We start from the raw sequence: 19,172 nt of genomic DNA, 5'->3' as shown, positions 1-19,172 counted from the left end.
CGAAACCTCTTGCCTCAATGGGCCGCTTCCCAATTATCCGCGGCGCGCGCATCGACCTTGAGTGGCACCCGGAGCTTTATCGCCGGCTCCGCGGCCGCCTCCATGACCTTCACCGCCACGGCCATGGTCGCCTCGATCTCGCCTTCCGGCACCTCGAAGATCAGCTCGTCATGCACCTGCAGCAGCATGCGCGCGGGAACCTTCGCCGCCGCCAGTGCGCCGGGCATGCGGATCATCGCCCGCCGGATAATGTCGGCGGCCGAACCCTGGATCGGCGCATTGATGGCAGCCCGCTCGTTGAACGCGCGCTCGGAGGGATGTTTCACGTTGATGCCGGGGAAATGGCAGCGCCGGCCAAACAACGTCTTCACATAGCCCTGGCGCCGGCACGTCTCCTTGGTCGTCTCCATATAGTCGCGAATACCGGGAAACCGCTCGAAATAGCGCTTGATGTACTCGCTCGCCTCTTCGCGCGGGATACCCAGCTGATGGGCGAGCCCGAAGGCGGAGATGCCGTAGATGATGCCGAAATTGATGGCCTTGGCGCGCCGCCGCACCATGGGGTCCATGCCCTGGATCGGCGTGTTGAACATCTCCGATGCGGTCATGGCGTGAATGTCGAGCCCGTCGGCGAAGGCCTGCCTGAGCTGGGGGATCTCGGCCATATGCGCCAGGATGCGCAGCTCGATCTGGCTGTAGTCGGCGCTCACCAGCTTGTGGCCGGGACTGGCGATGAAGGCGGTGCGAATCTTGCGCCCCGCATCGGTCCGCACCGGGATGTTCTGCAGGTTCGGCTCCGACGACGACAGCCGCCCGGTGCTGGTCGAGGCCAGGGCGAAGCTGGTGTGAATGCGGCCCTGCCCATCGATGTGGCTGGGCAGCGTGTCCGTATAGGTGCTCTTGAGCTTCGAGAGCTGGCGCCAGTCCAGCACCAGGCTCGGCAGCTCGTGCCCCTCGGCGGCGAGCGCTTCCAGGACATCCGCTCCGGTGCTCCAGGCGCCGGTCTTCGTCTTCTTTCCGCCCGGCAGGCCCATGCGGTCGAAGAGCAGCGCGCCGAGCTGCTGGGGCGAGCCGATATTGAACGGCCCGCCAGCGGCTCCATAGATCTGGGCTTCGAGCCCAGCCATGATCTGCGCGAACTCGCCCGACAGGCGCGAAAGCACCTGGCGGTCCACCATGATGCCTTCCCGCTCCATTCTGGCCAGCACCGGCACAAGCGGGCGCTCGAGCGTCTCATAGACCGTGGCGACGCCTTCGGCCGCCAGCCGCGCCTTCAGCATGAGCCACAGCCGCAGGATGAGGTCCGCCCGTTCCGAGGCATAGGATGAGGCGCCGTCAAGCCCGATCAGGTCGAAGGTGAGCTGGGCCTTGCCGGAGCCGAGCAGAGTTTTCAGCGCCGCCGGCTGATGCCCGAAATGCTTGCTCGCAAGATCCTCCAGCCCATGGCCGTTGAGGCCGGACTCCAGCGCATAGGACATGAGCATCACGTCATCGAGCGGCGCAAGCTCGATGCCGTGGCGCGACAGGATGAGGGTCGTCGCCTTGATGTCGTGCCCGACCTTGAGGATCGAGGGATCCTCCAGCACCGGCTTGAGCTTGGTCAACAGGTCGGGCCGGCGGAACTGGGGAATATCGTGCCCGCCGAAGTCGAGCCCCGGCGAGGCCTTGTGCCCGCAGGGGGCATAGCAGGCCTTCCCCGGCCCGGTGCTGAGGGCAAAGCCGACGATGTCGCATGTCATCATGTCGCCGCCGCCAACCCGCAGGTCCAGGGCCACATAGCCCTGGGCGTAGATGTCGGCCACCCAGTCGTCGAGCTCTTCCTCCGCCTTGAGGCAGGCATAGCGCGTTGCATCGAACGGCACGGCGCGCACAGCCTCGGCCTGGGCGGCCGCCCCCGCCTGAGGGGTTGCGCGCTCTGCCGCGGCAATTCTGGCCGCCTGCTCGGCAGGGCCGGCATCCGGCGGGCTCTCCGGCAGCGCGAGCTTCGGGGTCCAGGCATCGAGCTTGAGCGGTGCCGGCTCCACCTGGTCCGCATCCACATCATAGGCCGCCGCCATGCGGCGGGTGAGGGCGGTGAACTCCAGGGCCTTGAGGAAGGCGACCAACGTCTTCGGGTCAGGCTCCTGCACCGTCAGCGCGTCGACCGGCACCTCCAAGGGCACGTCGTGCTTCAGCCGCACCAGCTCGCGGGAGATGCGCGCCTGCTCGGCGAACTCGATCAGCTTTTCCCGGCGCTTGGGCTGCTTGATCTCGCCGGCGCGCGCCAGCAGCGTATCGAGATCGCCGAACTCGCTGATGAGCTGGGCACCGGTCTTGACCCCAATGCCGGGAACGCCCGGCACGTTGTCGACGGAATCGCCCGCAAGCGCCTGCACGTCGATGACCTTCGCGGGCGGCACCCCGAACTTCTCCAACACCTCGGCCTCGCCGATGATCCTCTCCTTGCCCGGCATCGGGTCATACATCACCACGCCAGGCCGCACCAATTGCATCAGGTCCTTGTCGGACGAGACGATGCGGACGGAAGCTCCCGCCTCGGCCGCCTGGCGGGCATAGGTGGCGATGATGTCGTCGGCCTCGTAGCCCTCCATCTCGATGCAATGCACGTTGAAGGCGTGCACCGCTTGGCGGATCAGCGGAAACTGCGGGATGAGATCCTCCGGCACGTCCGGGCGGTGGGCCTTGTATTCCGCATAGATTTCGTTGCGGAAAGACCTGGCCGAATAGTCGAACACCACCGCCAGGTGGCTCGGCTTCTCTCCGTTCTGAGCATCGCGCAAAAATTTCGCGAGCATGTTGCAGAAACCGAGCACGGCGCCTGTGGGTAAGCCGTCGCTCTTGCGGTTGAGCGGCGGCAACGCGTGATACGCACGGAAAATATAGCCGGAACCGTCTACGAGATAGAGGCGGTCCGTGGCCGAGAGAGCGGGTTTGGAGGCGAGCATGTTCATCGGCGGGCACTATGCCACCTCCCACGCGCCGATGCCACCCAAACCAAGTGGCGCGTGCGGGCAACGACACGGTCGCATAAAATGTGGCAAGACTGTGGAAGCCGTCATTAACCAGCCCCCCATCTTCGCGGAATTTGGCGGGCGAAGCACTGCTCGAGCTTCAGGAACTATTCATGAAAATGGCTGTTACTGTCACGTCATGGGAAGCGAGAAGAGCGCGATCATGCGGACGGATGCGAAAGTTCTCAATCATGACAGGCGGGTGCTGATGCTGTTGATTGCGGCACTGTGCCTGATCAACATGGGCTTGGCGGTGGTGGCCTTCTCCGGGCCTTTCGGCGCGACCAGGCCGGTCGACGGCTACGGCGTGCGGGTTTCGGACACGGTCCTCACCTGGGCGCAAGAGCCGGGGTCACATCGCGTCAACTAACGGGCGGCGGCCCGCGAGGCGGCCAGCCCACACAGGTTCAAATCTCCTTGCAGCCTGACGAGTTCTCACCCCCGCCCCGCATTCGCTCGGCGCTGTGGGTCTCTGCCCAGATTCGTCGCTGCGATGCCCTGGCCGTCCCGGCGGTGATCAGCCGCCGCGGCGACCCCGATGCGGGATCTATTCTCATCAAGGTGTATCGGGGCCGTGCGGACTGCACGGTCTTCACCCCGGCCAGCACTATGGCGGGAGAGCGGGGCTGGATGCGGGCGACGGGGCCTGAGCCCGTGGATGAGGCTACGGCCGATGCCTATATCCAGCGCCAATCGCAGCGGGATAGCGACCTGTGGGTGCTCGAGATAGAGGACCCACGCGGCCTCTATCAGCTCGAAGACGTCATCGAATAGACCGGACCATCGGACACCCGCCGATCACCCCTCGATGGCTGTTGTCCAACAGCGGTCATTGCGCTATGGTCCGCGCCAACGCGGCTTGCGGCCCAAGCACCCGTAGCTCAGCTGGATAGAGCGCTGCCCTCCGAAGGCAAAGGCAAGCTCTTTTTGCTGTGTATGCGGGTCGAAAAATACGAGCAAAACCAATGCTTTGGCGGAACTCGACGGAAGCATGAAGTCGCATCCAAAGGTCGCGGAAGCGCCACGGAAGCAAACTGAGAGGAGGTTGTAGAGGACGAACGGCGAAATTTGGCAGGTTCAGGACCCGCCCCGTTTGCCGTCGATGCATTTGTTCGATTCGGGATTGACCCCGTTCGGTCTCGGACACTATCTGAATATCGATGCGCCCGTAGCTCAGCTGGATAGAGCGCCACCCTCCGAAGGTGGAGGCCACACGTTCGAATCGTGTCGGGCGCGCCATTTCATACCAGAACCATGAACACTTCTGCCGCTGTTCCCAAGATCGAAGTGGAACGGGGGAGTAAGGTTTTCGATCCTGACCCCGTGATGCAGTTCACCTAGCAACGCACATCAAGCTCCGAAATAAAATCCGCTTATGCAGCTTGCGGACCGTCCCTCTCGAATTCCTATGCAGCAGCATCCTAGAAAGAGCTGCGCACTGGAGCGCTGAGGGAGCGCTCATCGCAAATGGCTGGAAATGATAGGGTCCGGAAGAATCAGAACGAGGCGCCGCGCCCTCAGAAAGAGCCGGGGAACGGCGGGCTTGGCTTGCTGCTTGTCCTGGCGATTACCGCGATCGGCGTTGGGTATGTCGGCTACCGGCTGTCTCTCGTCTTCGGCCTGAACTAACGAACGATCCAGGCGTGTTATGCGGTTAGACGAGCAGTCGCGAGAGCATATTGGGCGCTATGGCATCAAGCTGGTCGTCGCTGCGGCAATCGCCTACATTTTGAAGAGCGAGAACTTCCTTGCCACATTCGCGCTGTGGACCGGCATATACGGCGTAATGGCCGTCGCTTACGCAGTTCATCGCGGCGAACGATTCGGCAAGACCAGCTTCACCTATTGGGATGAAGCCCTATGGTTGGCAGCGACGGCGTTGGGTCTATACATTTTCAGTGGCCATCAGTTGGCCGTCTGATCGGCTGCTTCTTTTGGTTCAAAGAAACCGTGCGGATGCGTCACCAACGCCTGACAACTCGACCTTCAGTTCCTGACCAGGAAGGATTTGCAGCAGCATCGGGATGATCGATCCGGTAGCTACGATATCGCCGGCGCTGAGATAATTGCCTCTGGCGATCAGGTCATTCACGAGCCAGAGCGCAGAGTTTATCGGATCAACCAGCCCCTCTCCCGATGCCGACTGAAACGCCGGAACGTTATTGATCGACGCTCGCATGTCGATCCTGTCGATGGCCTCCAGGCTTGTTGGCTCATGATATTTGTCAACGATCGTCGAAACATGGAACGCATAGTCAGCGATGGCGGCCAGGTGCGGTTGCCCAGTCAGGTGACCACGTCGCCCGACAAGACCGATAGCCGGTTGGTAGCTCAGGATCGCCTTGCAAAATTGATCGCGAGTGATGGGCCAATGGTCCGCCCCCAGGGGACCTCCTATCGTAAAGACGATTTCGCATTGTGCCCCGATGAAACCCTGGGGAATCCGGAACGGCCCGTGGGAGTCCTGAAGCACTGTTCCCACAGGAATCGGGCAGTAGATCGGACTGGCAAGGCCAAGCGAGCCGCGAATGGCCGGGCAAGTCCCTATGAGGGCGTATCCTACCGCGTCATTGGCGAAGGCCGAGATTGCTGCTGACTGCACCGCCCAGGCGTCATCCTCGCTTCGAAGCAGATCGAACGGGATATCTGAGGTAATTCCCTGCCGACGGTTTTGGCAAAGCAAGTTAGCGAGATAGTCGAGATTCTGGTCAATCATAGAAGCACACTCCCGCGCGAGAGAGAGCGCAAAGTCGTGATCAGTCAAATAAAAATCCGACTATATGAGTACGCATATTTTTGTCAGGGCTTTTTCTTATGAAAATACTATCGCAGCGCGGCTGAGCTCCCGTCGAAATAATATGCGGCTCTATTTAGCTTGAGGGTCCCACCAAACCGGAAGGATCTGAAGGTATGAAGCCGCTTAAACCGTCCCTCGCACCCGCCGCAACGGCCACAGCCGAGGCCGGTCGTCCAACAAGACCGGGGTCTGGGCGTCGGCGGACGCTTTGCCGGAGCGCAGTTGGCGCGGTCGCGATCATGGCCGGTTCGATGATGGGTCTTGGCCAGGCAGCGGCGGAACCCCTGAGCGCGCCGAGCTTTGGTGGTCCTCTGCGCCCGAACCCCGATCCGATGAGTACGGATGCGGGCGTGTTTGGCCGGTTTCATATCACCGGCCAGCTCACAGGCATCGGCAATGCGCAGACGAACGGCATTCCCGGAGTCGATCCTCGAACGACAGATCCCCTCGTCGATATCGGCAATGCCCAAATTCAGGTGCAGACAACCGGGGCGCCCTTGACGTTCTTCGTCCAGGGCGGTGTCTACTCGCTGCCTTCTTTGGGCTCGGCCTATAACCGCGCAACCGACGTCACCGATCAGTTGTACGGGGCGGTGCCGGTTGCTTATGGCAAGCTCGAGCTGTCGCCGAATATCTCAGTGCAGGCGGGTTTACTGCCGACGTTGATCGGCGCGGAATCGACCTTCACCTTCCAAAATATGAATATCGCGCGCGGCCTGCTCTGGAACCAGGAGCCGGCGATCAGCCGCGGTGTGCAGGTGAACTATAGCAATGGGCCGGTCAACGCTTCGGTGTCGGTCAATGATGGTTTCTACTCAGGGGATTACAACTGGGTATCCGGTCTGTTGTCTTATGCGGCGACGCCGTCGAGCACGATCACGCTGGTCGCCGCGGGTAATTTTGCAGAGTCCGGCAAGACCGGCGCGGCGACGCCTCTGGCGCAGAACAACAGTAGCATCTTCAATGTGATCTACACCTATGTCGACGGCCCGCTGACGCTCCAGCCCTACCTGCAATACACAACGGTCCGCTCGAACAGGGACATCGGGATTGAGCGCTCCGCCGAAACATTCGGCGGAGCGCTGCTGGCTCGATATGCCATCAATGAGAATTTCTCGATCGCTGGACGTGCCGAGTACATCGCTTCAAGCGGAGGAGATTGCGGCGTCGCCGCAGACTGCGCCCCCACCAATCTGCTCTACGGGCCGAAAAGCAGGGCGTGGTCGCTGACGGTGACGCCGACCTACCAGCGCGGGATCTTCTTCGCGCGTACCGAGCTTTCGTACACCCGCATCGATCGGGTCACCGAAGGCTACGGCTTTGGCTCCAACTTCGACAAGCGCGACCAGGTACGCGGGATGTTTGAGGCCGGGGTGCTTTTCTAGGACGGGCGCAGCCGGAAATGCGGAGCCACCGGCTCCGCAAACGCACTGCGAGCTTAGGTGAAACATGTGTTTGGAACAGATCATATCGAAATTGGAGGCTCCTCAAGCCACAGCGACTTTGTATCCGGTCCTGCCCGTTCTCTGGGTCTATCGGAACTATGATGATCGCTGGACTGTGCATCTTGAAGGTGAAGACTCCGAATGGTGCCACCCGACGCGCAATGATGCGGTCGGTGCGGCAAGGCTGATAGGCGAGAGCTACGGCTGCTACCGCCTCTATCTTCAACTGACAGACGGTCGCTTCTGCCTGGAGATGATGAACCTCAGTCGGCGGCGCGAGCCGCGTCAGATGGGGAGCGAGGGCGAAAATTGAGCCGGGCTGTACCAAGCAAGCGCCAAGTCTCCCGACACGTCTTCCGCTGCGCCGTGGAGATCATCGCTCTCGTGGTGATCGCCGGTTGCGCTGTTCTTGCTGCCGCAGGCCCCAGCATCTACCTGGTGCTCAGAAATGGCGGCTGAATGCAGATTTTCGGGCCGTCCTGCTCACCCCAGGTTGCCACGACCGAAACCGAGGTTCAGCAAACGCGAGCGACGCCGTAGATCGGAATACCTGCTTCTGATGTTTGCTGCGAGCTGTGCCGCGGTGCAGGTCGTCGCCATAGTTTTTCTGAGAGCGGCATGACACGCCCTGCGGCTCCAGATCTCCAAGCCGACGATCCAAGGCCGGGTATCGGTGAAAGCCGTCTGGCTGCGCTGCCAGGCCTGAGGACGCAGTTGGAGATGGCTCGGGTCCTCAAGGAGCACCACATCTGGCTGGCTGTGAGGATTATCGAGGAGCGCGAAGATCAGTCGCAGTTTCGACGGCACCGCCGGCTCCGTGATCTGCTCGAAGCAAATGCCTTGCTTGAAGCGGTTCTCGAACTCGGAGCGCATCTGCAACCAACGCGGCATCCTTGGTCGATGGGCCGCTCGGGAGATCGTTGGCGTTGTCGCGTGGCGTGGAGCGATCGAGGCAATTTGCGCAGGTGCGTGGGCCGACACGACGATCTGGCCGCTGCCATGCTGATCGCACTGCTGGGCTCCCTCGATCGTCGCCAGCGCCGACCAAAAGAACTCTCGAAACGTGGAGAAGAGGCAGCATGAAACCCAGTGGCGACCCTCCGTTATTCGGCGGTCTGATGACCGCACTTGTCACCCCGTACAGGGGTGAGGCTATCGCTTTCGACGCCTTGGCGGAACTCGCCAACTGGCAGATCGACCAGGGCGTACAGGGGCTTGTCGCCTGCGGCACTACGGGCGAGGCGCCGACCCTGTCTCATCCGGAATGGGCGGCGGTGATCCGCTTGTGCGTCGAGGTCTCCAATGGCCGTGTGCCGGTGATCGCCGGCTCGGGCACCAACGACACCCGGCGTACCGTGGAGTTGACCCGCGAGGCGGCTCGCCTTGGCGCGGATGGTGCTTTGGTCGTCACGCCTTACTATAGTCGGCCGAGTCAAGAGGGCCTGTTCCGGCATTTCGAGAGCGTCGCGCAAGCTGCCGAGCTGCCGATCATCATCTATAACGTGCCTTCCCGGACGGCCGTCGATATCAGGATCGAAACGCTCGACCGCCTTGCGCACCTGCCCGGTCTTGTCGGCGTCAAGGACGCAAGCGGAGATCCGACGCGGGCTAGCACGATGGCCGTCCGATTCGGCGATCGTTTCACGCAGCTTTCCGGCCATGACCGATCCATGCTGGCTTTCATGGCGACTGGCGGCGACGGCGCCATTTCGGTCGTGTCGAACGTCGCCCCGATGCTGACAGCGGCGATGATCGGCGCGGTGCGGAAGAGTGCCTATCTGGAAGCTCGGCGCATCAACGCCCATCTTTTCCCGCTGATCGAGGCGCTGGAGCTTGAAAGCAACCCATGCCCGGTCAAGTTCGCGTTGCATTGCGCGCGCGGATACTCGCCCGCCGTCCGCCTTCCGCTGGTCGAGGTCACTGAAGGCACCGCAGCAAGAATACGCGCTGCCGTGGCGGAGATCGACTCCTTGGAGATCGATACGTCTTTGGTCGCCGAGAGGTCTCTCGTCCCCCTCTCGGCCTGATCGGATCGCCCTTATAAGAACAGCATGATGCTGCTGTGTTCTCCAATGAAAATACTATGAAATCCGGCTATCCGTGAAATGGAGAACAAATCCCGACATCTTTAAATTCAATGTATCGGCAAAAGGCATCATTTGACTCGACGAGTGGAATGGCCTGCCGATACTGAGAAAGGATCTCTTCAATGCACCCTCTCGGATACTATTTCTATGCGATGCAACAACAGAACAAGGCCAACCCTGGGCGGACGGATGGCGAAGCCAAGGTTGCCGTGCGCTCGGATGAGCCGATGGCCGACGTTGGAATGTTCCTGCGGCTCGGAGTCGTGATGGCCCTCGTGATTGCGGCTGTCGCCACAGTCACCGCGTTGGCCGGCTAGCGCGCCAACGACGTCCACAGCTCACTCTTCAACGAACAATCAGGATCATCTTCCATGGCAAGCGCCATTCAGCCGAAAGAGCCTCCCCAACCTCTAAATCATTTTTTCGTCGGCCAGGACAACCGAGGATGCTGGACCGTCCGCGATGAGCGTAACCTCGTCGGCGGCTGCTTTGTCAGCAAGGATGCGGCGATTCACTTCGCCCGTCAGGAAACCAATAACGCGACAGGGGCTGTGATCTGCATGGCCGAAAGCCAGCGCCTGAGCCTTGACCCGCTGTTTGGACGCCGGGCCGCCGCCTAGCCGGTTGCTATCGATGACTCGCTCACGCTCGCTGACGTTACCGTGACGAGTGAGATGGAGAAGTAACTCTTCTCGTTGACATAAGCAAAGCCTGCCGCCTCTACCGAGTCGGTGGGCTTTTTGCTTGCCAATGGGCGGTTTGGCAGAAATTCCTATGGAATTTTTATGCGCGCCGCCAAAATAACTATTGGATTCCTATTTTTTGAGGCCCCGTTCTCTCTCGAACCTATATGCGGTTCGCGTCCATATTTCCGTCAAATTCCTCCTCCGGCACCCGTGCGTACGCAAGGGCGCGCTGGAAGAATTCAACCTGTGACCGGTCAGGACGATCCATCCTGGGCGGCCATTTGTACCAACAGCGGCGCCGGAGGCGAAAGCAATGGATGTTCTTGTACTAGCGATAGGGTTCGGATTCTTCGCCTTGATGTTTGGATACATCAAGCTTTGCGAAAAGCTCTGACCCAGGAGGCGGCAACATGATCTTGGAATATTTCCTTGGGGCAGCAGTCGCGGTGTTTATCACCGGCTACCTGCTTTACGCCCTCGCTCGTCCCGAGCGGTTCTGATCAAGGCAACAGCTCGGAAAGAAACGACCGATGACCATAAATGGATGGATACAGATCCTAGTCTTTCTCGGGATCGTCATCGCGCTGGTGAAGCCGCTCGGCGGCTACATCACGCGTGTCATGAACGGCGAGAGGACCTTCCTTTCGCCGGTTCTGGGACCCGTGGAACGCGGCCTCTATGGCATGGCCGGAACCAGTGAGAAGGAAGAGCAGCACTGGACGACCTACCTGGGCGCCATGCTGCTGTTCAACCTGGCCGGTTTCGCACTGCTTTATCTCTTGCAGCGCATCCAGGGCGGTTTGCCCTTCAACCCGGCCGGAATGGGTGCTGTAAGCGCGGATTCGTCGTTCAACACGGCGGTCAGCTTCATGACCAACACCAACTGGCAGGGCTATGGCGGCGAAACCACCATGAGCTATCTGACACAGATGGCCGGCATCACGGTGCAGAACTTCGTGTCGGCGGCTGTGGGCGTGGCCGGGGCCATGGCGATCATTCGCGGCTTCTCTCGCGCGTCCGCCAAGACCGTCGGCAATTTCTGGGTCGATCTGACGCGGGCGACGCTCTACATCCTGATGCCGATCTGCATCGTCGGCAGCCTGGTGCTGGTGTGGCAAGGCGTTCCGCAGAACCTGAACCCCTACACCGTCGCCACGACGGTTGAAGGCGCGCAGCAGACCATCGCGCAGGGCCCTGTCGCTTCGCAGATGATCATCAAGCATCTGGGAACCAATGGCGGCGGCTTCTTCAACGCCAACTCTTCCCATCCGTTCGAGAATCCGACGGCACTGACCAACTTGATCCACATTCTGGCGATCTACTCGATCTCCTTTGCGATGCTGAATGTGTTCGGCCGCATGATCGGCAACCAGAAGCAGGGTTGGGCGCTGCTTGGCGCGATACTCACCATCGTCGTCGCGGGCATCGGCGTCGTCTATTGGGCGGAAGCTGCCGGCAACCCCATCCTGCATGCGCTCGGCCTCGAGGGCGGCAACATGGAAGGCAAGGAGACGCGGTTCGGCATTGCGCTTTCCTCGCTCTTCGCCGTCGTAACGACGTCGGCCTCGACGGGCGCCGTCAACACTATGCATGACAGCCTCATGCCGCTTGGCGGCCTTGTGCCCCTGTTCAACATGCAGATCCCGCCGCTCGGTGGCATCGGCGCCGGTGTCTACGGCACCTTGATCTTCGCGATCCTCGCCGTCTTCATCGCCGGTCTGATGGTCGGTCGCACGCCGGAATATATCGGCAAGAAGATCGAGGCCAAGGAAGTGAAGATGAGCATCCTCGCGATGCTTGGACCGTCGCTCGCCATCTTGGCCCTGACCGCGATCGCCGTCGTTCTTCCTGTTGGCTTGTCCAGCATCCAGGACGCTGGCCCGCATGGATTGAGCGAGGTGTTGTACGCCTTCACGTCCGGCGCCAACAACAACGGCAGCGCCTTTGCCGGTCTGAGCGCGAATACGCCCTTCTACAACATTACTATCGGTCTCGCGATGCTGATGGGGCGCTTCCTGCTCATCGTGCCGGTCCTGGCGATCGCGGGCTCGCTCGCGGCCAAGAAGAGCGTGCCGGCATCGACGGGAACACTGCCCACGACGGGACCGCTGTTCATCGGCCTTGTCGTTGGCGTGACGCTGATCGTCGGCGGCCTGACGTTCTTCCCGGTCCTGGCGCTGGGTCCGATCGTCGAGCACTTCGCCATGCTGGCGGGCCAGACGTTCTGAGGATCGCGATGACGGCCAAATGGCTGAGATCGATCCGATTTGTCGTGAACCCTCGCTCCTGGTTTCAGAAGCGAGGGGCGGCCAGACCGCCCAGGGCATCGACGATCATTCTCGGCATGACACTGACTTTGGGGGGCGTGGTGCTCCTCGCCAAACTTATCACTGAATTGCTCGCGGCGGCGTGACCGAGTGGTTGGCCCCCAAGAACAAACTCGCTGGAGTTTCTTATGAACCAGTCCAAATCCGCGAGCATGCTGGACGCTCGCATACTTGTACCGGCCATTGGCGATGCCTTCCGGAAACTGAATCCGAAGAGCCTCGCCAAAAACCCCGTAATGTTCGTCGTCGCGGTCGTCTCGGTGCTGACGACGGTGCTGCTGTTGAAGGACATCGCGACCGGGGCCGAAAATGTCGGCTTCTCGCTGCAGATCGTGCTGTGGCTCTGGTTCACAGTGCTTTTCGCCAACTTTGCCGAAGCCGTCGCCGAAGGGCGCGGCAAGGCGCAGGCGGAATCGCTTCGGCGCACGCGCAGCGAGACCCAGGCCAAGCTGCTTTCGAACGGCGGCTCCGACTACAAAATGGTGCCCGGGGCCACGCTGAAGGTTGGTGACGTTGTTCTCGTCGAGCCCGGCGACATCATCCCCTCTGACGGCGAAGTCATCGAGGGCGTCGCGTCGGTGAACGAAGCGGCTATCACCGGCGAATCGGCCCCTGTCATCCGCGAGTCTGGTGGCGACCGCTCCGCCGTCACTGGCGGCACGCAAGTGCTCTCCGACTGGATCAAGGTCCGGATCACGGCCGCGGCTGGCTCGACTTTCATCGACAAGATGATCGCTCTCGTTGAAGGCGCCGAGCGCCAGAAAACGCCGAACGAAATCGCGCTCAATATCCTGCTTGCGGGCATGACGCTGATCTTCGTTCTGGCGGTCGTGACCATTCCGAGCTTCGCGACCTATGCGGGCGGGTATGTTCCCATCATCGTTCTGGTCGCCCTGTTCGTCACGCTGATTCCGACCACCATTGGCGCACTGCTCTCGGCCATCGGCATTGCCGGTATGGACCGGCTGGTCCGCTTCAATGTTCTGGCCATGTCCGGCCGTGCCGTTGAAGCCGCTGGCGACGTCGACACGCTGCTGCTCGACAAGACCGGCACGATCACGCTCGGCAACCGTCAGGCGAGCGAGTTCCGGCCGATCCGGGGCGTCACCGAAAAGGAACTCGCCGATGCAGCGCAGCTTGCTTCGCTGGCCGACGAGACCCCCGAAGGCCGCTCGATCGTAGTGCTCGCCAAGGAAAAATACGGCATCCGCGCGCGCGACATGGCGAGCCTCAACGCCACCTTCGTCCCCTTCACGGCGCAGACCCGGATGAGCGGCGTCGACCTGGATGGTTCGACCATCCGCAAGGGCGCGGTCGATGCGGTTCTGAAGCACGTGGATCTCGCAACAGTGGCGACCGGCAGCCCGCGCGCGTCCGCCGAAAGCGTTCGTGAGCTTCAGGGCATCGCCGACCAGATCGCCAAGGCAGGCGGCACGCCGCTCGCCGTGGTGAAGGATGGCCGCCTGCTCGGCGTCATCTACCTCAAGGACATCGTCAAGGGCGGCATCAAGGAACGGTTCGCCGAGCTGCGCCGCATGGGTATCCGCACGGTGATGATCACCGGCGACAACCCGATGACCGCGGCGGCCATCGCCGCCGAAGCTGGCGTCGATGACTTCCTGGCGCAGGCGACGCCGGAGAACAAGCTGGCGCTGATCCGTGAGGAGCAGGCCAAGGGCAAGCTGGTCGCCATGTGTGGTGACGGCACCAATGACGCCCCGGCGCTCGCCCAGGCGGATGTCGGCGTCGCCATGAACACCGGCACGGTCGCCGCCCGCGAGGCCGGCAACATGGTGGATCTCGACAGCGACCCGACCAAGCTGATCGAGATCGTGGAAATCGGCAAGCAGTTGCTGATGACGCGCGGCGCGCTGACGACGTTCTCGATCGCCAACGATATCGCGAAGTATTTCGCGATCATCCCGGCGATGTTCCTCGTCTTCTATCCGCAGCTCGGCGCGCTCAACATCATGGGCCTCGCTTCGCCCGAGAGCGCGATCCTGTCGGCGATCATCTTCAACGCCCTCATCATCGTGGCGCTGATCCCGCTGTCGCTGAAAGGCGTCAAGTATCGCGCCATCGGAGCGGGTTCGCTGTTGTCCCGTAACCTCCTGATCTACGGCCTGGGCGGTATTCTCGTGCCCTTCGCCGGCATCAAACTCATCGACATGGCGATCACCGCCGTCGGTCTCGCCTAAGGCGGGACCGACGACCACGAAATCATTCCGCGTCCTTGCTGTTGTTCAGCGGCGGATCATTCGGGACAAACAAAGATGCTTAAGCAAATCCGACCTGCGATTTTCATGATCGTAGCCTTCACCATCATCACCGGGCTTCTCTATCCGCTCGGTATCACCGGGATCGCGCAGGCGATCCTTCCCTTCCAGGCTAATGGCAGCCTGATCGAGCGCAACGGCACGGTCGTCGGCTCCGAGCTGATCGGCCAGCGGTTCACCGGCGAGCGCTACTTCCACCCCCGCCCGTCGGCGGCCGGCTCCGACGGCTATGACGCGGGCGCTTCGGGTGGCTCCAACCTTGGCCCTACCAGCCAGGCGCTTCGCGACCGCGTCGCCGCCGATACAGAGGCTCTGCGCGCGGCGAACGGTGGCGATGCGGCAGTTCCGATGGATCTGGTGACGACATCGGGCAGCGGACTTGACCCGCACATCACGCCCGAAGCCGCCTACTTCCAGGTGGGTCGTGTCGCCAAAGCGCGCGGTATCGACGAGGCTGTGGTGCGCGCATTGGTCGATCAGCATGTCGAGCCGCGCATGCTCGGCTTCATGGGCGAGCCCGTGGTCAACGTTCTCAAGCTGAACCTGGCGCTCGACGACGCCAGCAGAGGCTGAATGAAGTCGTCAGGGCGGCTATAATAGCCGTCCTGACCGTTGATCCGGAGTCAATTAAGTGTCTGACCACCCAATACGAGAGCAGAGCCGGCCATCGCCTGATGCATTGCTGGAAAATGCGCAGCGGGAGACGCGGGGCCACCTCAAGATCTTTCTTGGGGCGGCGCCGGGTGTGGGCAAAACGTATGAGATGCTCATGTCGGGCCGGGCTCAGCGGGCCGATGGCGTCGACGTGGTCATCGGGGTGGTCGAGACCCACGGGCGGGCCGAGACCGAGGCTCTGGTCGACGGGTTCGAGATCGTTCCGCGTCGCGCTGTGCCCTATCGAGGGCATGTGCTCGATGAAATGGACATCGACGCGATCCTCGCGCGCAAGCCGGCGCTGGTCCTGGTGGACGAGCTCGCCCACACCAACGCTCCTGGCAGTCGCCATCCCAAGCGCTATCTCGATGTCGAGGAACTGCTGGCCAACGGCATAGACGTCTACAGCACGCTTAACATCCAGCATGTCGAAAGCCTCAACGACGTGGTGGCGCAGATCACACGAATCCGGGTGCGGGAGACCGTTCCGGACTCGATCATAGACCGCGCCGACGACATCGAGATCATCGACATTACGCCGGGCGACCTGATCAAGCGGTTGAACGAGGGCAAGGTCTATCTGCCCAAGACCGCGAAGCGCGCGACACAGAACTATTTCTCGCCAAGCAATCTGACGGCCCTTCGTGAGTTGGCGCTGCGGCGCACGGCGCAGCGGGTCGATGACCAGTTGGTCACCCATATGCAGGCGCATGCGATCGCCGGGCCGTGGTCGGCCGGTGAGCGCGTCCTGGTGTGCATCAACGAACGGCCCGGAGCGATGGCGCTCGTGCGCTATGGCCGCCGCCAGGCGGACCGGCTTCGTGCGCCATGGGCCGCGGTTCACGTCGAGACGAGCAAGGATGCCCGGCTCTCCGAGCAGAATAAGGACAAGATCGCCAGCGCACTGCGTCTTGCCGAGCAACTCGGCGCCGAGGCCGTTACCCTGCCCGGCGAGAACGTTGCGCAAGAGATTCTGACCTACGCGTCGACCAACAACTACACACATGTCATCGTCGGCATGCCGACCTCGCCCAGGTGGCGGGAGCTTTTCGCGGGCTCCGTTTCTCATGACCTGATCCGCGCCAAGACGGACGTGAGCGTGCACGTCATCTCGCCGGGCAACGGTGAGGAAACGCGACCTCCAGCGACGCTCAGCGCGCGGCCCAAACGACGGCTCGACTTCGGCCATTATCTCTGGAGTTCCCTTTACGTCGCCGTGGCGCTGGGCATCGGAACGGCGCTCTCGCGCTTTCTTGATGTGCGCAACATCGCCCTTGTCTTCCTGATGGCCGTGCTCGCCTCGGCGATGGGAGGCGGGCTTTGGCCGGCGTTGTTCGCCTCCGTGGTCAGCGCGTTCGTCTTCAACTTCTTCTTCCTCGAACCGCGCTACACCCTGGATATCGGCGACCCCGAAAGCGTCGTCGCCTTCGCGTTCTTTCTCGGCGTCGCGGTGATTGCCAGCAATCTGGCGGGACGGGTGCAACGGCAAGCCGTGACGGCGCGCCAGCGGGCCAAAACGACCGAGGGCCTCTATCTCTTCAGCAAGAAGCTCGCGGGCGCCGGCACCTTGGGCGACGTCCTCTGGGCGACGGTCTATCAGATCGCTTCCATGCTTCAGGTCAGGGTCGTCGCTCTGTTGCCGGAGAACGGCCGCATCGCGGTCCAGGCGGGTTTCCCGCCCGATGACACGCTCGACGATGCGGACATTGCGGCGGCTCAGTGGGCCTGGGAGCATGACAAGCCTGCAGGGCGTGGCGCGGACACGCTGCCGGGCGCGAAGCGCCTCTACTTGCCCCTGAAGACCGGGAGGACACGGGTCGGCGTCATCGGTCTGGACAATGACAAGCAGGGGCCGGTGCTGACGCCTGCGGAACAGCGGCTTTTCGATTCCCTCGCTGACCAGGCTGCTCTGGCGATCGAGCGTATCCAACTGGTCGCCGATGTCGACAATGCTCGTCTGGCCGCCGAGGCGGACAAGCTGCGCTCCGCGCTTCTGACGTCGCTTTCGCATGACCTCAAGACGCCTTTGGCGTCAATTCTCGGGTCGGCGGGAGCGTTGAGAGACTATTCGACATCCCTGACCGATTCCGGTCGGGTCGAGCTGCTGACGACGATTGTCGAAGAGGCCGAGAGACTCAATCGATTCATCGCGAACCTTCTCGACATGACACGGCTGGAATCCGGCGCTGCGGCGGTGTCGCTGACACCACTGTTCATCGGCGACAGCGTCGGCAGCGCCCTGCGCCGAGCCGAAAAGATTTTGGCTCTCCATAAGCTGGACCTCGCGGTGCCGTCCGATCTGCCGATGGTCCGCCTCGATCCGGTCCTGTTCGAGCAGGTGCTGTTCAATCTGCTCGACAATGCTCGCAAATATGCGCCGACGGGCTCGCTGATCTCGATCAGGGCATGGGCGGAAGACAGCCACGTTGTCTTGCAGATCGTCGATGAAGGTCCCGGCATTCCGCCCGACGATCTGACGAGGATTTTCGACAGTTTCTATCGCGTCCGGAAGAAGGACCACGTCCAGGCTGGGACCGGGCTCGGTCTGTCGATCTGCAAGGGTTTTGTCGAGGCGATGGGCGGGACGATTTTCGCGACCAACCGGGCCGACAGAACCGGCGCCATTTTCACGCTGCGGTTTCCGATCGGGCCGGAGCCCTCGACTTTGGAAGGAAGGATATGAGTACGTCCGTAGTCAAGATTCTCGTCGTCGATGACGAACCGCCGATCAGGAAGCTCCTGCGTGTCGGGCTGACAGCCGAGGGCTACGCCATGGTCGAGGCCGCGAATGGCGAGGAGGCCGTCGCGCTTCTCGCCGAGGAAAAGCCCGATCTCATTCTGCTCGATCTTGGGCTGCCCGATATCTCGGGCCATGAGCTGCTTGAACGGTGGCGGGCCGAGCTCGTCGAACTGCCGATCGTCATCCTCTCCAGCCGGACCGATGAAACGGGCATCGTCAAGGCGCTGGAACTGGGAGCCGACGATTACCTCACCAAACCATTCGGGATGCGCGAGCTGGCGGCGCGCATTCGGGTGGCGCTCAGGCACAAGCTCCAGCAGCAGGGCGAGCGTCCGATATTCCAGGTCGGCGATCTCTCGGTCGACCTGGTGAAACGGATCGTCAAGGTCGCAGACAAGGAGGTGAAGCTCTCACCCAAGGAATACGAAATCCTGCGCGTTCTCGTGCAGCACGCGGGCAAGGTTATCACGCACCAGCACATCCTCAAGCATGTGTGGGGCGGCTCGACCGATGTCCAGTATCTGCGGGTCTATGTCCGCCAGTTGCGGCAGAAGATCGAGGCCACGCCCGATCAGCCGCAATATATCCTTACTGAAACAGGTGTCGGTTACCGCCTCCGTGAGCCGGAGCAGTGACCGCGCGCGCTCGTCCACGGGCGGGCGACTTAACGTGAGTACTCTTATGAACCTGTCATCTGCAATTGCACCAGAGGACGTGATCCTTGATCTATCCATCTCGACAAAAGCCGTCCTGATCAAGAAGCTGGCCGCGCATGCGGCCGCCCGCACGGGGCTGACCGAAGAAGCGATCCACACGGCGTTGCTGGGCCGCGAGCGTCTGGGTTCGACTGGCATCGGCCATGGCGTCGCCATGCCTCATGCACCAGTCCCCGGCCTTCAGACATCCTTCGCCGCGCTGATGGTGCTGAAGAAGCCCATTGATTTCGAGGCAGTGGACGACCTTCCGGTCGATGTTGTCTTTCTGCTGCTGTCGTCCCCCGAAGGCAGCAACGAGTACCTGAAGATTCTCGCCGCGGTCGCCCGCCGGATGCGCGATGAGCAGGTCATGAAAATGCTGCGCGGCGCGAAGTCGGCGCATGCCGCTTACTCCATCCTGGTGGAACAGCCGGTATGAGGAGTATCCGACGAC

At 61.9% G+C, this 19,172-nt stretch carries 20 protein-coding genes and 1 tRNA gene; 18 read left to right on the top strand and 3 right to left on the bottom strand.

Features of this window, described 5'->3' with window-relative positions:
* Window positions 1-14: 14 nt before the first annotated feature.
* The gene (gene polA, locus E4P09_RS07270; protein ID WP_137388836.1) at window positions 15-2,951 is read right to left on the bottom strand and encodes a DNA polymerase I; all 2,937 of its coding nucleotides are present in this window, start codon (window positions 2,949-2,951) and stop codon (window positions 15-17) included.
* A gap of 223 nt (window positions 2,952-3,174) precedes the next feature.
* On the opposite strand from polA, the gene E4P09_RS07265 reads away from it, so the two are divergent.
* The 5 genes from E4P09_RS07265 to E4P09_RS07250 all read left to right on the top strand — a co-directional run bounded on the left by E4P09_RS07265 (window position 3,175) and on the right by E4P09_RS07250 (window position 4,932).
* Window positions 3,175-3,381 carry a hypothetical protein gene (locus tag E4P09_RS07265; RefSeq protein ID WP_137388835.1) on the top strand — a complete coding sequence of 69 codons (207 nt, stop codon included), beginning with the start codon at window positions 3,175-3,177 and terminating at the stop codon, window positions 3,379-3,381.
* A 47-nt stretch (window positions 3,382-3,428) separates the two neighbouring features.
* The gene (locus E4P09_RS07260) at window positions 3,429-3,785 is read left to right on the top strand and encodes a DUF1491 family protein (RefSeq protein WP_137388834.1); all 357 of its coding nucleotides are present in this window, start codon (window positions 3,429-3,431) and stop codon (window positions 3,783-3,785) included.
* 388 nt (window positions 3,786-4,173) lie between these two features.
* Window positions 4,174-4,250: transfer RNA gene (locus E4P09_RS07255), tRNA-Arg, on the top strand.
* A 228-nt stretch (window positions 4,251-4,478) separates the two neighbouring features.
* A complete protein-coding gene (locus E4P09_RS25885) occupies window positions 4,479-4,640 on the top strand; it encodes a hypothetical protein (protein WP_170984269.1) in 162 nt (53 codons plus the stop codon).
* Between the two features lie 19 nt (window positions 4,641-4,659).
* Window positions 4,660-4,932 (top strand): hypothetical protein, encoded by a 273-nt coding sequence (locus tag E4P09_RS07250; RefSeq protein ID WP_067179857.1) that lies wholly within the window; start codon window positions 4,660-4,662, stop codon window positions 4,930-4,932.
* 18 nt (window positions 4,933-4,950) lie between these two features.
* Here the strand turns inward: E4P09_RS07250 and E4P09_RS07245 are convergent, their stop codons facing one another.
* Entirely contained in the window at window positions 4,951-5,727 is a 777-nt protein-coding gene (locus E4P09_RS07245) for a 2-keto-4-pentenoate hydratase (protein WP_137388833.1), read from the bottom strand.
* 320 nt (window positions 5,728-6,047) lie between these two features.
* On the opposite strand from E4P09_RS07245, the gene E4P09_RS07240 reads away from it, so the two are divergent.
* The 3 genes from E4P09_RS07240 to E4P09_RS25880 all read left to right on the top strand — a co-directional run bounded on the left by E4P09_RS07240 (window position 6,048) and on the right by E4P09_RS25880 (window position 7,712).
* On the top strand, window positions 6,048-7,193 hold the full coding sequence (locus E4P09_RS07240) for a porin (protein WP_137388832.1): 1,146 nt from the start codon (window positions 6,048-6,050) through the stop codon (window positions 7,191-7,193).
* A gap of 70 nt (window positions 7,194-7,263) precedes the next feature.
* Entirely contained in the window at window positions 7,264-7,566 is a 303-nt protein-coding gene (locus E4P09_RS07235) for a hypothetical protein (RefSeq protein WP_137388831.1), read from the top strand.
* Window positions 7,563-7,712, top strand: coding sequence for a hypothetical protein (locus E4P09_RS25880; protein ID WP_170984268.1), 150 nt, complete (start codon window positions 7,563-7,565; stop codon window positions 7,710-7,712). Before E4P09_RS07235 ends, E4P09_RS25880 begins: the two co-directional genes overlap by 4 nt.
* A gap of 24 nt (window positions 7,713-7,736) precedes the next feature.
* Here E4P09_RS25880 and E4P09_RS25875 read toward each other — a convergent pair whose 3' ends face one another.
* Window positions 7,737-8,132, bottom strand: coding sequence for a hypothetical protein (locus E4P09_RS25875; RefSeq protein WP_170984267.1), 396 nt, complete (start codon window positions 8,130-8,132; stop codon window positions 7,737-7,739).
* 239 nt (window positions 8,133-8,371) lie between these two features.
* Between E4P09_RS25875 and dapA the strand changes: the two genes are divergently transcribed.
* The 10 genes from dapA (at window position 8,372) to E4P09_RS07180 (ending at window position 19,157) form a co-directional block, all read left to right on the top strand.
* Entirely contained in the window at window positions 8,372-9,280 is a 909-nt protein-coding gene (gene dapA / locus E4P09_RS07225; protein ID WP_211325915.1) for a 4-hydroxy-tetrahydrodipicolinate synthase, read from the top strand.
* Window positions 9,281-9,462: 182 nt separating this feature from the next.
* A complete protein-coding gene (locus tag E4P09_RS07220) occupies window positions 9,463-9,657 on the top strand; it encodes a hypothetical protein (protein WP_137388830.1) in 195 nt (64 codons plus the stop codon).
* A gap of 54 nt (window positions 9,658-9,711) precedes the next feature.
* Window positions 9,712-9,960 carry a hypothetical protein gene (locus tag E4P09_RS07215; RefSeq protein WP_137388829.1) on the top strand — a complete coding sequence of 83 codons (249 nt, stop codon included), beginning with the start codon at window positions 9,712-9,714 and terminating at the stop codon, window positions 9,958-9,960.
* A 476-nt stretch (window positions 9,961-10,436) separates the two neighbouring features.
* Window positions 10,437-10,526: a K(+)-transporting ATPase subunit F gene (kdpF, locus tag E4P09_RS07210; RefSeq protein ID WP_114076011.1), complete on the top strand. Its 90-nt coding sequence runs from the start codon at window positions 10,437-10,439 to the stop codon at window positions 10,524-10,526.
* Between the two features lie 30 nt (window positions 10,527-10,556).
* On the top strand, window positions 10,557-12,254 hold the full coding sequence (gene kdpA / locus E4P09_RS07205; RefSeq protein ID WP_137388828.1) for a potassium-transporting ATPase subunit KdpA: 1,698 nt from the start codon (window positions 10,557-10,559) through the stop codon (window positions 12,252-12,254).
* A 227-nt stretch (window positions 12,255-12,481) separates the two neighbouring features.
* Window positions 12,482-14,551 (top strand): potassium-transporting ATPase subunit KdpB, encoded by a 2,070-nt coding sequence (kdpB, locus tag E4P09_RS07200; protein ID WP_137388827.1) that lies wholly within the window; start codon window positions 12,482-12,484, stop codon window positions 14,549-14,551.
* Between the two features lie 75 nt (window positions 14,552-14,626).
* Window positions 14,627-15,202: a potassium-transporting ATPase subunit KdpC gene (gene kdpC / locus E4P09_RS07195; protein ID WP_137388826.1), complete on the top strand. Its 576-nt coding sequence runs from the start codon at window positions 14,627-14,629 to the stop codon at window positions 15,200-15,202.
* 58 nt (window positions 15,203-15,260) lie between these two features.
* Window positions 15,261-17,966 carry a sensor histidine kinase gene (locus E4P09_RS07190; protein WP_170984266.1) on the top strand — a complete coding sequence of 902 codons (2,706 nt, stop codon included), beginning with the start codon at window positions 15,261-15,263 and terminating at the stop codon, window positions 17,964-17,966.
* Window positions 17,963-18,658 (top strand): response regulator transcription factor, encoded by a 696-nt coding sequence (locus E4P09_RS07185; RefSeq protein WP_137388825.1) that lies wholly within the window; start codon window positions 17,963-17,965, stop codon window positions 18,656-18,658. Before E4P09_RS07190 ends, E4P09_RS07185 begins: the two co-directional genes overlap by 4 nt.
* Before the next feature lie 46 nt (window positions 18,659-18,704).
* Window positions 18,705-19,157: a PTS sugar transporter subunit IIA gene (locus E4P09_RS07180; RefSeq protein ID WP_137388824.1), complete on the top strand. Its 453-nt coding sequence runs from the start codon at window positions 18,705-18,707 to the stop codon at window positions 19,155-19,157.
* The last annotated feature ends 15 nt before the right edge of the window (window positions 19,158-19,172 follow it).

This window comes from Rhodoligotrophos defluvii (assembly GCF_005281615.1).
GTDB lineage: Bacteria > Pseudomonadota > Alphaproteobacteria > Rhizobiales > Im1 > Rhodoligotrophos > Rhodoligotrophos defluvii.
This window is presented reverse-complemented; position numbering and strand designations above follow the sequence as displayed.